This window comes from Leptolinea tardivitalis, from assembly GCF_001050275.1.
Lineage (GTDB): Bacteria > Chloroflexota > Anaerolineae > Anaerolineales > Anaerolineaceae > Leptolinea > Leptolinea tardivitalis.
The window spans coordinates 75,253-89,599 of sequence record NZ_BBYA01000012.1; the positions used below are offsets into that span (position 1 = coordinate 75,253).

The following is a 14,347-nucleotide window of genomic DNA, read 5'->3' on the forward strand; positions in this document are numbered from 1 at the left end:
TCAACGGTTGACTTCGTATACCAGCAGTCCATCTGAACCGTAGAAGTCGGTGGGAATCTTTTCCAGCAAATGGTATTGCGCGCCAAAGCGTTCATCTTTCAGCAGGGTCAGGCGGCCGTACACTTCAAGGATCACCACATATGCCGGCTTTTCATCCAATATCAGGTCAGACGGAACGGCGTAGTTAATAACGTAGTCTTCCGCCGGAAGAGGATAATACTTTCCGGTGACGGGTGAATTCAACCCGACCAGATCCAGAATAGGCGCGCGGGTTTTCCATCCCAGCACCCCCACATCTCCGGCAGCCACCACATCACCGGGGCGGTAATCTTGCAAAACAACATCCGCCGCCTGCGAATATAAATCCTCCAGTTTCGTCCAGGCCATATCGGGGCAGGGAGTGCGGTTACCGTGATCTGGAACGGCCACCCACTCGCTGGCAATGGAACAAAACGGGAGAAGAAAAAGACAGACGATGCTGACCAATTTTTGGCTCGCCGGGGATTTCTGCAGAAAAGCCAGCCCGTTGATGATCCGCTCGATGCCGATCAAGATGACCAGCATCAGCATGGGCAGGGGAGGGGTAAGGTACCAGCGGAAGATCAGTGGATTGGGAAGGGAGAAGACGACCAGATACACCCAGGGGTAGAGCACCAGCGGCCAGGCGGCGGGCAGCTTTTTGAGGAATGGCCGGGCACCCAGCATGAAAAACACCGGGAAGAACACCAGTCCCAGCCCGATCCCGATGGGACCGGTCAGCCGGTTGCCCATGAACGGTTGCGCATAGTGTTGCACCAGGCGGATGAAGGCGGCGTTTTCTCCCAGCCGGTAGGCGGCCATTTTGGCCGTGATGGAATGCGGTAGAGGAGAGCCGTAATACAACCAGGCAAAGGCGTACCAGCCAGCGGCCGGCAAAAGCAATGCCAGCCATTCCGTGAAGGCAGGCCATTCTTCTTTGCGGCGGAGAATACCCCACAGGCGGTCCAGCACGAGAAACCCGATCAGAATGGCGGCATCCGGCCGGGTGATGAAGGCCAGCGAGGCACACAGGGCGGCCGGTATGCGGCGTTTCTCTGCATGGGCTGTGCCTGATGCCATGAGTAGAAATACAAACAGGCTGGTTTCCATCCCGCCAATGGCAAATGTGACGGCATACGGATGGATCGCCCAGATGAAGGCAGCTGCCAGCCCGGCTTTTTCAAACGAGGTGATTCTGCCGAGGTGCAGCAAAAGAAGGCAGGTCAGGCAGTCAGCCGCGGCGGAAACCACAAGGGCAAGCCACGGATACGGAGTTTGTTCCCCACCAACTATACCGAAACCGGCCATGATCAGACTGAACAGGGGAGTGGTTGTTCCCAGTACGCGTTCGCCGGGGTTGTACACCAGACCCTGGCCTTCGATCAGGTTGCGGGCATACCGAAAAGTGATGTAGGCATCGTCAATCACCCGCGGTCCGGGGATCAGGCGGGCGGTCAGCGCCAGCAGGAGGATGAGTACAGGGATGTATTTTCGCATGCCGCCTTTTGACGGGATTTCGAACCACGGGGATGAGATCAATTTATTCGACAGTATGCTAGATGGTACCGTCAGCCTTCATGTCGGCGACAACTTCATCGAGGGCAGATTGAAGCGGCTGGAGTGTGATGCCGAATACAGGTTGAAGCAGTTTGCTGGTGAGGCAGATGTGATGGTTGCGCTTGGCCGGCTTTTTCATTTCACTGATCGAACTGACCGTCACCCAGTCTGGGTCCATTCCGATGGCTTTCAGGAAAGCCTGAAGGATTCCCGCCCGGGAAATTTCGCCCGCATTGGCAAAATGGTAGGTTCCATAAAACGGTGTTTTGAGCATGATGGCCACAGAGCGGGCGACATCTCTCACCGAGCACACAGTGGAGACGGCGTCTCCGGCCGCCACGACCTTCTGACCTGACATGGCCGTATGCCTGACCTTCAGCAGATTGTTGCGGGTCGGTCCGCCGGTGCGGCCGATAAGCAGCGGCAGGCGCAGGTTGAAGTGTTTGGGCAGGTATTGGAGCACCAGTTTTTCAGAGGCAAGTTTCGTCTGCCCGTAGATGTTTGGCGGGTTGATGGCTTCGTCGAATTCATGGTAGGGTTCGTCGCGGTCGCCCGGAAAAACGCTGTCAGAGGAGGCATGTACAAAAACGGCATTCAATTCGCGGGCGGCATTGACCACGTTGTAGGTCACCAGAGTGTTTGACGTCCAGGCCAGGTCGGGATCCTTTTCACACGGATCCGGATCGCGGTTGGCTGCCGTGTGGATGATGACATCCGGATGGGCATCCAGCAGCCATTTTCGGGTGGCGTGGAAGTCCACCAGGTCAAGTTCGCGGTGAGATGGGAGCGGCAGCATGGTGTGTTCCGTCCCCAAAGTACGGATAAATTCTTCACCCAGAAGACCCTGGGCACCGGTAACAGCGATTTTCATGGGGTTTCTCCTGTGGAAAAAAGGTAGAGCAGATTAACAATGAGAAAGTTGAATTAATCATACCAAATAAACCGATCCGAAAAATACCATGCGAAAATAATGGAATTTACGCAGGGTAGAAGGAACCGGAACACATCTCGTCTATTAATAGATGCTCCGTCACCGGTTGCTTCTACCGGTGCCCTGCCGACATTTGCGCACGATGCCTGCCTTTACATGCCCCCGGTAGAAGCAGGCGGAAATGGTGGCCGTTTACCATTCATACAATTGCACCGCCTGCTTCTACCCTACGCAAAAACACAATCGCCGGTTTCTAATTCCTGTGACATGTCAATGACAAATTGCCTATTGACTCTGCCTTATTAAATCTGTACTATATACTATGTAAGTCCTTTCATAAAAGTATATTCAGGTATAACTCGGATAACACTTTGACAAAGAACTTGACCCCAACTATCTACGATGTCGCCACGGCTGCGCATGTCAGCATTGCCACAGTATCCCGGGTGATCAACAACCTGGAAAAAGTCAAACCTGAAACCCGCGCAGCCGTTCTGGAAGCCATCGATGCGCTCGGTTTTGTCCCCAAAGCAGATGCCCGCGCCCGCGCCATTCGTACGCAGCGGCGTATTGGAGTGATTACCCCGTTCTTCACCGCACCTTCATTCGTTCAACGTTTGCGCGGGGTGGCGGCGGCACTGGGGCCTACCCCATATGAACTGGTGATTTACACGGTCACCAACAGCAAACACCTGAACAGTTATCTTGATACCCTTCCCCTGACGGGCAATCTGGATGGGTTGATCATCCTTTCACTGGAACTCACTGACCATTATGTGCAGCGTCTGCTGGATTATCACCTGGAAACTGTGCTGGTCGAATATCCGCATGACCTGCTTTGCAGTGTAGAAATCGATAACGAAGATGGCGGTAAGCAAGCTGCCGGATACTTCTACAAAAAAGGGCTGCGTCGTTTCGCCTTTGTAGGCGATACTTCCACAGCCGAATATGGTATCCATCCTATTTCGTTGCGCCTGAACGGTTTTCGGAAAGAATTGACCCGGTTGGGGGCAAAATTGCCGGATTGCCAAATTTTAATTGCGCCGTATGATATTAACAAGACTCGCGAACAGGCTGTGCAGTTTCTTCAGAATCAGGAACTCCCCTTGGCGATCTTTGCAGCCACCGATTTGCAGGCAATATCCATCATCCAGGCCGCCAGGCAATTAGACCTGAAAATCCCTGAAGATCTTGCCGTCATCGGGTTTGATGACCTGGATATGGCTGAATACTTTAATCTGACAACCATCCGGCAGCATCTAGACGAATCTGGACAGATTGCTGTCGAGATGCTGCTTTCGCGTCTAAACAATCCGGGTCGCCCGGTACAGATATCCAAACTGCCTCTGGAAATCATAGAAAGAGGCACAGCATGAGAGGAGGTGGTTGTTTCGTCAGGCGCATTCTTAATCTGTAATCCTGAGATGTGTAGTGGGAAACTATCAACAAATCCTTAAGGAGAAAAGTATGAAGCGCATTGCAATGGTTATCAGCAGTCTTATCATTGCTACTATGGTTCTGGCCGTCTTCGCGCCGGTCGCTCCTGTAGCAGCCCAGAAACAGGGCACCGAATTGGCAGATGCTTTTGCCGGTAAGTTCAAAGGCAAAGTGGTCACCATGGCCGGTCCTTTCACCGACAATGATGCCGTCAAATTTGATGATTCTATGAAAGATTTCGAATCCAAGACCGGTATTGATATTCAGTATTCCGGTTCCAAGGAATTCGAAGCCTCCATCGGCATCGCCATTGAAGGCAACAATCCCCCCGATATCGTAGATTTCCCGCAGCCTGGTTTGCTGGCTACGTTTGTCAAAAAAGGCAAAGTTGTTGACCTGAACAAGGTAATGGATCTGGACAAATTGAAAGCCAATTACATCCAATCCTGGATCGATATGGGAACCATGGATGGACCTAATGGCAAGGTTCTGGCCGGTGTCTGGGGCCGTGTGAATGGCAAATCCGCTGTCTGGTATCCCAAGAAAGCCTTCGATGAAGCCGGTTACAAAGTGCCAAAGACCTGGGACGAACTGATGGCTCTGACCGAACAGATCAAAAAAGATGGTGACACCCCCTGGTGCGTTGGTATTGAATCCGGCGCTGCCACTGGTTGGGCCATGACCGACTGGATCGAAGAGTTCATGCTGCGCACCACCTCACTTGAGAACTATGACAAGTGGGTAAAAGGCGAACTGAAATTCAGCTCCCCCGAAGTCAAGAATGCCGTCCAGAAAGTCTCTGACCTGTGGTTCGGTGAAGGCAATGTGTACGGCGGCCGCAAAGCCATCGCCACCACCGCCTTCGGTGATGCCCCCAAACCCATGTTCGAGAATCCTCCGAAGTGCTGGCTGCACAAGCAGGGCAACTTCATCACCACCTTCTTCCCCAAGGAAGCTAAAGCTGGTGTGGATTATGACTTCTTCTATCTGCCCGGAATTGATCCCAAGTACGGCAGCCCCGTTCTGGTCGCTGGCGACATCTACGCCATGTTCAATGACCGCCCCGAAGTCCGCGCCGTCATGGAATACTTCTCGACCGGTGCTTCTGTTGAGGGTTGGGTAAAAGCCGGTGGCGCCATCTCTCCGCACAAAGACTCCAAACTGGAATGGTACACCAATGATGTGGACCGTGGTATTGCCAAGATGATCATGGATGCCACCTCCGTCCGCTTTGATGGTTCAGACCTGATGCCGGGTGCCGTGGGTGCTGGTTCCTTCTGGAAAGAAATGACCTCCTACGTCAGCGGTTCCATTGATCTGGATACCGCCCTCAAAGATATTGACGCCTCCTGGCCGAAATAATCGTTTGAGCGGTTGATGTAAACAATTTCGTCGGGGACAGGGAAGGATTTTTCCCTGTCCCCAAAATCCCCCTGATTTTTTTTGTTTTATCCCTTATGCTGGCCGGCCGCGTTCACTCACTTTTGCTATACTGAACTTATCCCTTTTCTTTCATTCCAAACTACGCGACCTATTCTACCTACTGTAATTCCGAACTAAACAGGAGGCAGGCATGCAAAATCCCAACGAGATACCAAACGGTAAAACCGGTCCATTAACCTGGATCGGTGCGAACCTTGGGCGAATTCTGGTATCCCTGATCGTTCCCATCTTAACTTTCGTCATCCTGTGGCAGGGATACATTTTTTTGCGTGATTCAGACGCACCCAAGCTGGTGATCGCGACAATCGCCATTATCTGGGGGGTTGGAGGCGTAGCCCTGCTCTTCTATGTTACCAATTGGCTGGTTGAGAAACTTCCCGGCAGTTGGGTACGGCGAATCCAGCCATTCGTATTTGTAGGCCCCGGGCTTGCCCTGCTTGGCTGGTTTCTCGCGCTTCCTGTCCTCCGCACTCTCTACCTGTCACTTCTGGATGAAACAAGCACAAAATTCGTCGGATTGGAAAATTATAAATATGCGTTCACCGACCGCATCATGCTCGAAGCCTTCCGCAATAACCTGTTGTGGATGATAGTGGGTACCAGCGTGTGCGTGGTGCTCGGCCTGTTGATTGCCGTACTGGCCGACCGCACCAAATATGAATCGATCTATAAATCGATCATTTTCCTGCCGATGGCCATTTCATTCGTCGGTTCAGGTGTCATCTGGAAATTTGTGTACGCCTACAAAGGTGAAGGGGTGGGAATTCAGGAAATCGGCCTGCTAAATGCCATTGTTGTGGCCTGTGGCGGACAGGCCCAGGCCTGGCTGCTTAACCCGCCGTGGAATAATTTTCTGTTGATCGTCATCATGGTATGGATGCAGACCGGTTATGCCATGGTACTGCTCTCTTCTGCCATCAAGGGCATTCCGGCCGAATTGCTGGAAGCCGCGCGGGTTGACGGCGCTTCCGAAGTGCAGGCCTTCTTCAAGATCACCATTCCTTATATTCAGGGGACGATCATTACTGTTACAACCACCATTTTGATCTTCAGTCTCAAGCTGTTTGATATCGTACGCGTGATGACCGGCGGTAACAACGGAACCAATGTGATTGCCAACGAGTTTTATATTGAAAGGTTTACGTATAACAGCCCCGGACGTGCCTCCGCCATCGCCATTGTGCTCTTGATTGCCGTTATTCCGGTGATGGTCTACAACCTGCGGCAATTCCGCGAAAGGAAGGCGTTCTAATGGCTGCCAGAACTGCAAGTAAATCAGGTCAACAACGCACCTCCAATATCATTGTCAACGGCGTCCTCATTTTGATCTGCCTCCTGTGGACCATCCCGACCATCGGCGTTCTGGTCACCTCGTTCCGAGACAGCCGCGATATCTTTACAACCGGCTGGTGGACGGTTCTTCCCCACAGGGGTGTGGTGGATGCCGGTGAGATCAAAATTGCGCCAGATGTGGATGTAAACGGCCCTATCACCATCGACGGGGTTACCCATACCTTCGCCGAATGGCGGCAGGGCGTCACCATGCCCGATAAACGCATCATCACCTGGTATGGCAATAAACGCACCCGCACCCTGCATGTGCAGGAATCAAAATGGATCTGGTTCGGTGCCAATTTGACACTGGATAACTACAAGAACGTAATTACCGGACAGGATATCAGTTACAAGGATGCCGAAGGAAATACCATTATTCGCAAGGGCAGTAATTTTAGCGCGGCGTTCCTGAACTCTATTGCGGTGACTGTGCCTTCCACCATCATCCCCATTTTGATTGCTGCTTTTGCTGCCTATGGCTTTGCGTGGATAAACTTTCCCGGCCGCAAGTTTTTCTTTACCCTGGTGGTGGCGCTGCTCGTGGTTCCTTTGCAATTGGCGCTGGTTCCTATTCTTCAAGATTACACTGTGTTGGGCCTGAACGGTACCTATATGGCCATGTGGCTGGCGCACACGGGCTTTGGTCTACCGTTGGCTATCTACCTCTTGTTTAACTATATTTCCACCATCCCGCGAGACATCCTTGAATCTGCTTTTATTGACGGGGCGTCGAACTTCACCATCTTCACCCAGTTGATCTTCCCCCTGTCTGTGCCGGCGCTGGCTTCATTCGCCATTTTCCAGTTTCTGTGGGTCTGGAATGACTACCTGGTGGCTCTGGTCTTCCTGGGTGACAAGAATCGCGTGGTCACGGTGGCGCTGGCGGCCATGGTGGGCGAAAAAGGTGCAGACTGGCACCTGCTCACATCTGGCGCTTTCATCAGTATGGTCCTGCCGCTGGTCATCTTCTTTGCCCTGCAGCGGTACTTTGTACGCGGCTTGATGGCAGGCTCAGTAAAGGGATAAATTCAGGTTAATGCCTGATCCTTCCTCCTTTCCTTTGGATGCAGCCGAGCGGACCTTTGCCCGGCTGTTTCCGCGAGTAGAAGCCGCCTTCGGAGAATACCGTCAGAGTTTTCCGGAAGACTGGGAACGATTTACCCGCCAGTTGACGGGCAATTTTAATGCTCTGTTTAACGCCCTGATACAGGTTTACGGCGATCAGTATGATTTTTATTATCATCTTGAGTCACTGCTGGTAGCACTGGCAGAAAGCTGGTGCCGCCGCCCGGCGGATCTTAAACATCTTGATCGTCTTCGCCAGACGGAACCAATGTGGTTCCAGTCCAACCGGCAGATAGGCGGTGTCTGCTATGTCGATCTCTTTTCCGGCGATCTGTCTGGAGTGATGTCCAGGATCCCTTATTTCAAAGAGTTAGGTCTCACGTATTTACATTTGATGCCGCTTTTTAAGTGTCCGGCTGGCGAAAATGACGGTGGTTATGCCATCAGCAGCTACCGGGATGTAAATCCAGATATTGGCTCTATGCAGGAATTGACGGACCTGGCTGCGAAATTGCGGGAAAATGGGATCAGTCTGGTATTGGATTTTGTCTTCAACCATACATCGCACGAACACGAGTGGGCGCTTAAAGCCCGGTCGGGAGATCCATTATTCCAGCAATATTATTACATGTTCCCTGACCGATCAAAACCCGATGCTTACGAGCGCACCCTGCGTGAAATCTTCCCAGACGAACACCCGGGGGCTTTCACCTGGTTCCCTGATGTCAAACGCTGGGTCTGGACAACATTCCATTCGTATCAATGGGATCTCAACTATGCTAATCCGGAAGTTTTTATTGCCATGGCTCAAGAGATGCTTGGTCTGGCCAATGCCGGGGTGGAAATTTTGCGTCTGGATGCCGTAGCATTTATCTGGAAACAAATGGGGACTTCCTGCGAGAACCTGCCCCAGGCGCATTTATTAATTCAGGCTTTCAACGCCTGTGCCCGGATTGCTGCGCCGGCCATGTTGTTTAAATCAGAAGCCATTGTGCACCCTGATGAGGTGGCGAGGTATATCAAGCCTCGTGAATGTCAACTCTCCTATAATCCGCTTCTGATGGCTCTTCTGTGGGAAAGCCTGGCTACCCGCAAGGTGAGTTTGCTGACGGCTTCGATGCGCGGGCGTTTTGCCATCGATCCAGCCTGTGCCTGGGTGAACTACGTCCGCTGCCATGATGATATCGGCTGGACCTTTTCTGACGAAGATGCCGGTCACCTGGGGATGAACGGGTATGATCACCGACGTTTCTTGAACGATTTTTATACCGGCCGGTTTGAGGGCTCCTTTGCCCGCGGACTGCCTTTTCAGGAAAATCCCAAAACAGGTGACTGCCGTATTTCGGGGACATGCGCTTCGCTGGCCGGTTTGGAACAGGCTGAGGCAGAGCAAAATCAAGAAGCGATTGACCTGGCCGTCAAACGCATCCTGTTGATTCATTCTATTATCATGACCATCGGTGGCATCCCATTGATCTATCTGGGTGATGAGTTGGCCACCATCAATGATTATGCCTTCAGGAACGATCCGCATAAAGTACAGGACAGCCGCTGGGTGCATCGTCCGTCGTTTGATTGGAAAAAAACCGAAGACCGCAATAATACATCTACACCCACCGGGCGGGTATTTACCGGTTTGAAGAAATTGGTCGAAATCCGCAAGAACAATTCAGTGTTTGCCGGCCATCAGACAGAAATCATCGATACAGGGAATCCGCATGTGTTTGGGTTTCTGCGAATTGGGGATGATCAGCGGGCGTTGATATTGGCCAATTTCAGCGAGCACGAACAGCCTGTTCCGGCCAACCTGCTGCGGTTGTATGGGCTTGGTTACCTGTATACAGACCTTCTATCCGGCAACCCGTTTCCTCCGGTGGATTTTCAGATGAGTCCCTATCAATTTATCTGCCTGTTGGTGGCCTAGTTTTTCTATTTACCCTGTGCAGGGTAGAAGCAGGCGGCGGGGTTCGATGGATGGAAAAGGGGTAATATTTCGGCCTGCTTCTACCGGGGTCAGGTTTAGGGCAGGGCACCGGTAGAAGCAACCGGAGACGGGTTGGTTGTGAATAGATAAGATGTATTCCGGTTGCTTCTACCCTACACAGGTGTCGTTTTTTTTACGTAGGGTAGAAGCAGGCGGTGAGGTTCGATGGATGGGAAAGGGGTAATATTTCGGCCTGCTTCTACCGGGGGAATGTGAGGGCAGGGCACCGGTAGAAGCAGGGTAGAACCGATTATTGACCTTTGTCAGGCCAGGGCATCCACCCAACCATCGATCTGATTCCAATCACGGAAATCGCCGACCGGAGATTTCATCATGGTGACGGCAATGGTGCGGTCCATCAACGTCAGGTTATCCGGATTCATCACGCCGGCAAACTGGCCTTCGCTGTTCGGTTTAATAATGGCGCGAATCGGATCAAGGAAGGTATCTGCTTTCTTTCGGGATGCTTCATCCGTTTCCTTTAAGGTCAGGCACATGATGAATAGGCCAAAGGTCTTTTTCTCCAGAGCTGCCTTGTTGGCTTCAATAAATGTCTTAAATTCGGGCAGCACATTCCCCATGCGAATGGCGCTGCCGGCGATGACGGTCTCATATGGTGAAATATCGTTTACTCTGTCGATGGGCAGCACATCGACAGACAATCCCTTTTTGGTTAGGGTTTCTGCCATGCGGGCGGCTGTTTCTGCTGTGGAACCCGCTTTGGTGGCATACGCGATCAGGACCCGTTTGCCGGAACCAGAATCTGGGGATGTCACCTGGGGCAGGTCAATTTTGGGTTTGATATTGGCTATCAGCGCCCCGCCTCCGCATACCGTCACACCTACGGCCAATGCTGTGAGGCATCCAGTTTTTAGAAATTTACGTCGTGAATTATTCTCTGCCATTTTTCCTCCTTTGGATAATTCTCAATTTTCCTGAGATAAGATTTCAATTGAAAGCAATACCAGACCGATCCCATGAAGGTGGCGGATCAAACCGATCATCCCGGCCTGGTCTGTTTGAAAATACAGGCCGGTGTTGCCGCCGTCCTCCGGCTTGATCTGATACCCCGGAACGCAAAACGCATCGATATCAGCCGCCCGAAGTTCGCCGGGGATCAGAACGCGGTACCTGCGAACATCGTCCACGCTTTATGCCCGTACACTGGGTGAATCAGACTGGAGGACACTTTCCATCCATGTTTCCATGGCAATCCAGTCCTGAAAATCGCCCACCTGAGATTTGACCATACCGATAATCTTTCGATCCAGCCAACCCAGGGATTTCAGGTTGATTTCCCCGGGAAAGACGGCCGCATGCGCCGGTTCCACCACCATTTTGATCGGATCGAGGAAGGCATTGGATTTTTTCAGGTTCTCTTCGTTGACCGTTGAAAGGGTCATGCACAGCGCAAAGGTATCGAACTCTTTTTGTTTTAAACCAGCCTGATTTTTCTCCACAAAAGACTGTGCTTCCGGCAATACACGTCCCATCCGGACGGCACTGCCGAGCACGACTGTATCATAAGAATCAATGGATTTGACGGCTGAAACCGGCAGCAGGTCGGCGGAAAAGCCGTGTTGAGAAGCCAGTTCTGCCATGCGGGCGGCAACTTTTTTTGTCGAACCGGCTTTTGTAGCATAAGTTATTAATATTTTCCTTGACATCATTTCTCCGATTTACTCATACAGATTTGATACTGGAATCTTACGAGTCTCTGTCGGAGGGCGGGCTACATCAAGATGTAGTTTTTTCAGGGAAAGGAATGTAGTTTTAAAAAGGGAACCTTTATGATAACCATCCCCGCTGACGGGCATAGTCAACGGCGTTCATGCGGTTATCAACTCCCAGTTTCCGGTAGATTTCTTTCACAAAGAATCTCACGGTGTTTTTGCTGATAAAGAGTCTTTCAGCCGTTTCCTCATAGGTCAAACCGGCCGCGATCAGTCGCAGCACATCCAATTCGCGGATGGTGAGTACATCATGTTCATCAACCGATTGTGTCAGGTTGGACGGATGCGGCACAACCTGAGCTGCTTCGTTGACGGGACGACAGAGGTTTACGAGCGATTCGACAAATGCCCGTTTCTGGGGGTCTCCTGATTCTAAAGAGACCAGTCGTTTTAGAAGCGGGGAAATCACTGCCTGTTCTTCCAGAAATACCTGGCGATACCCTTCCGGTTCGGCCAGATCGACCGCCCGGTCTAAATCATCCATCGCAGACTCGGACTGCCCGGCAAGGCTGTGCAGGATGGCACGCAACAGGCAGGCATGCAGATAGAAGCCGTTGCGTTGGGCCGCTGATGTTTCAGCCATCAGACTGTCTGCCAATGACATGGCGGAGGCAAGGTCAGCAGAAGAATGCCTCTCTCCGGCCGGGGTGTGTTGAGCCCGGTAAATGGCCAGTTTGAGCGCTGCCAGAAAAACGTTTTCATCCGGGTGGATGGGACGGTCTTCGAGGCGTCTCTGGTATGGATGGATCAACATTTCGGCGGAAAGATCGTCATTTTCTGCCAGGGCAAGGTCAACCTGAAGGTAAAGAAGATCAGGGAGGTACCATTGCGGAACCCCAAACGGAATCAGGTCAGCTGCTTCGCGAAAAACCTCCCGCGCTGCTTGCAGGTCGCCTTCAGCAAGAAAGATGCGGCACAGGGCGGCTTTTCCGGCGATCAGAGTGGCATTGTGGCCTGATAACGTGCTTAAAGTAATACACTTTTCCAATTCCCGGCGGGCATCCTCCAACCGGTTCCAATCATAATAGACGCTCCCCAGGGATGAATGAATGGCCCCCAGAATGGGTATCTGTTTATCACCAATTGCTTCCACCCGTTCAATGACCTGACTTGCCACCCGGGCGGCAAATTGCAACCGGCCGTACTGTATACCCATCATACTGAGATATGAGGCTGCCAGTATTTCAGAAACCATACTCCCTTTGAGCCGGCTGAAATACATAGACTGCTGGTAGGCATCCACAGCTTTTTGAAATTCACCCAGTTGGCGGTAGGAACTCCCCAGTCCCAGGTATGCCACTCCCCGGATGTAGCTATCCTCTTCCCTGCATAACTCCAGTGCCTTTTCGGCCATCAGCCGGGCTTGATCCACTTTTCCTTTTATGGATTGCAGGAGGTTGGATTGCAGGGCAGACCATTCGGCCCGCAATTTGACAGCTTCTCTGGAGGAATGACCGTCAGAATTTTCAAGGGCAGAAATGGCGGAATCAGTTATACCAAGGTATTCTTCCACCAGGGCATATTTTCCGCGGAGCAGATACATCCAGGCAAATGACAGGTTCGTTTTTGGACTTCGACTATGCCATTCTGCCGGAATCAGTTTCAACCAATCGTCCAGACGGCGGGCATACCCGTACAGCATCATTTCGGGCGCCGATTTTTCCAGCAGATCCATAACACGAGCATAATCTTGCACAACCAGGGCATGCTGGATGGCTTCCTGAAGCATATTGTTGTTTTCATACCATTGGCTGGCGCGCCGGTGCAGGCTGGCCACTTCTTCGGGCGGTAGACGGTTTTGCTGGTTTCGCAGAAATTCGGCGAACAGGTGATGAAACCGGAACCAGTGCTGTTCATCGTCCAGTTGAACCAGGAACAGATTGGTGGAGAACAGGTGCTGCAACAGGGCTTGACCATCGATCCGGCCGGTAAGTGCATTGCACAGATCACCGTTTAATCGCTCAAGGATGGCTATTCTTAATAAGAAAGACTGAATTTCTTCCGTCTGACGGTTGAGCACTTCTTCGGTCAGATAGCTTAAAATGAACCGTTTGCTGCCTCCCAATGAATGGATGATCCTGCCGGGTTCGGTTTGACCGCGCAGAGAGAGCCCTACAAGCTGAAGTCCGGCGACCCATCCTTCCGTCCGATCTTCCAGTGAATTTACTTCGTCCACCGATAGAGGCAACTCCATCATTTCGTGAAAGAAAGCTCCGGTTTCCTGCCGGGTAAACCGCAGGTCATCTGCACGGATTTCTGTGATCTGGTTATTGGCGCGGTGGCGCGAAAGGGGAAGCAATGGGTCTTCCCGCGTGATGACTACCAGGTGGAGATTGGGCGGCTGACGTGAGATCAAATTTTCCAGCACGTCCATCAAGAAATTATTCTGGATCAGGTGAAAATCATCCAGCACCAGAAGAAATGGTTTTTCACAGGTAAGTATATCTCTCTGTAGAATCGAAGCAATGTGCAGTGCCGGAGGAAGGGTTTCGATGGCCTGAAAATTTCCCAAACCGGTGCCGATCGAAGCTTTAACCGCCTGCAGAGCAGACACCAGGTAATAGAGAAAATTTCGTGGATCATCATCTGACGCATCCAGAGAAAGCCACGTAACCGGGCGGTCAACCGTTTGCAGCCACTCGACGACGCAGGTGGTCTTCCCAAAACCTGCCGGAGCGGATACCAGAGTCAATGGGCGGCCGTCCTGTAATCCCTCATTTAATCGGCGGATCAGTCGGTCGCGCACCACCCGCCCGGGTTGAAGGGCGGGTCGGTAGAGCTTTGTGGAAACAGGTATCAGACTGGCTATTTCATTTATTTGAGGATTCACTGGTCTGATTATAC

General features: G+C 51.9%; 12 protein-coding genes. 6 read left to right on the top strand and 6 right to left on the bottom strand.

What is annotated here, in order from left to right:
• The gene (locus LTAR_RS14620) at window positions 1–1,515 is read right to left on the bottom strand and encodes a DUF8728 domain-containing protein (RefSeq protein ID WP_062531861.1); all 1,515 of its coding nucleotides are present in this window, start codon (window positions 1,513–1,515) and stop codon (window positions 1–3) included.
• Between the two features lie 58 nt (window positions 1,516–1,573).
• Window positions 1,574–2,446, bottom strand: a complete 873-nt coding sequence (locus tag LTAR_RS14625) for an SDR family oxidoreductase (protein ID WP_062423018.1) — start codon at window positions 2,444–2,446, stop codon at window positions 1,574–1,576.
• Between the two features lie 99 nt (window positions 2,447–2,545).
• Between LTAR_RS14625 and LTAR_RS17060 the strand changes: the two genes are divergently transcribed.
• The 6 genes from LTAR_RS17060 to LTAR_RS14650 all read left to right on the top strand — a co-directional run bounded on the left by LTAR_RS17060 (window position 2,546) and on the right by LTAR_RS14650 (window position 9,710).
• Window positions 2,546–2,812 (top strand): hypothetical protein, encoded by a 267-nt coding sequence (locus LTAR_RS17060; RefSeq protein ID WP_139044584.1) that lies wholly within the window; start codon window positions 2,546–2,548, stop codon window positions 2,810–2,812.
• Window positions 2,813–2,877: 65 nt separating this feature from the next.
• Window positions 2,878–3,882, top strand: coding sequence for a LacI family DNA-binding transcriptional regulator (locus LTAR_RS14630; RefSeq protein ID WP_062423019.1), 1,005 nt, complete (start codon window positions 2,878–2,880; stop codon window positions 3,880–3,882).
• Between the two features lie 136 nt (window positions 3,883–4,018).
• The gene (locus LTAR_RS14635) at window positions 4,019–5,305 is read left to right on the top strand and encodes an ABC transporter substrate-binding protein (protein ID WP_413784834.1); all 1,287 of its coding nucleotides are present in this window, start codon (window positions 4,019–4,021) and stop codon (window positions 5,303–5,305) included.
• A gap of 211 nt (window positions 5,306–5,516) precedes the next feature.
• Complete coding sequence (locus LTAR_RS14640; protein ID WP_062423021.1) at window positions 5,517–6,638, top strand: carbohydrate ABC transporter permease; 1,122 nt, start codon at window positions 5,517–5,519, stop codon at window positions 6,636–6,638.
• Entirely contained in the window at window positions 6,638–7,747 is a 1,110-nt protein-coding gene (locus tag LTAR_RS14645) for a carbohydrate ABC transporter permease (RefSeq protein ID WP_062423022.1), read from the top strand. Before LTAR_RS14640 ends, LTAR_RS14645 begins: the two co-directional genes overlap by 1 nt.
• Window positions 7,748–7,757: 10 nt before the next feature.
• Window positions 7,758–9,710, top strand: a complete 1,953-nt coding sequence (locus tag LTAR_RS14650; protein ID WP_062423023.1) for an alpha-amylase family glycosyl hydrolase — start codon at window positions 7,758–7,760, stop codon at window positions 9,708–9,710.
• 323 nt (window positions 9,711–10,033) lie between these two features.
• On the opposite strand, the gene LTAR_RS14655 is transcribed toward LTAR_RS14650, so the two are convergent.
• The 4 genes from LTAR_RS14655 to LTAR_RS14670 form a co-directional block, all read right to left on the bottom strand.
• Window positions 10,034–10,675 carry a flavodoxin domain-containing protein gene (locus LTAR_RS14655; RefSeq protein WP_062423024.1) on the bottom strand — a complete coding sequence of 214 codons (642 nt, stop codon included), beginning with the start codon at window positions 10,673–10,675 and terminating at the stop codon, window positions 10,034–10,036.
• Between the two features lie 21 nt (window positions 10,676–10,696).
• Window positions 10,697–10,918, bottom strand: coding sequence for a DUF8691 family protein (locus LTAR_RS14660; RefSeq protein ID WP_062423025.1), 222 nt, complete (start codon window positions 10,916–10,918; stop codon window positions 10,697–10,699).
• A gap of 3 nt (window positions 10,919–10,921) precedes the next feature.
• Complete coding sequence (locus tag LTAR_RS14665) at window positions 10,922–11,440, bottom strand: flavodoxin domain-containing protein (protein ID WP_081420013.1); 519 nt, start codon at window positions 11,438–11,440, stop codon at window positions 10,922–10,924.
• Window positions 11,441–11,558: 118 nt separating this feature from the next.
• Window positions 11,559–14,333, bottom strand: coding sequence for a winged helix-turn-helix domain-containing protein (locus tag LTAR_RS14670; RefSeq protein ID WP_062423027.1), 2,775 nt, complete (start codon window positions 14,331–14,333; stop codon window positions 11,559–11,561).
• Window positions 14,334–14,347: the final 14 nt, after the last annotated feature.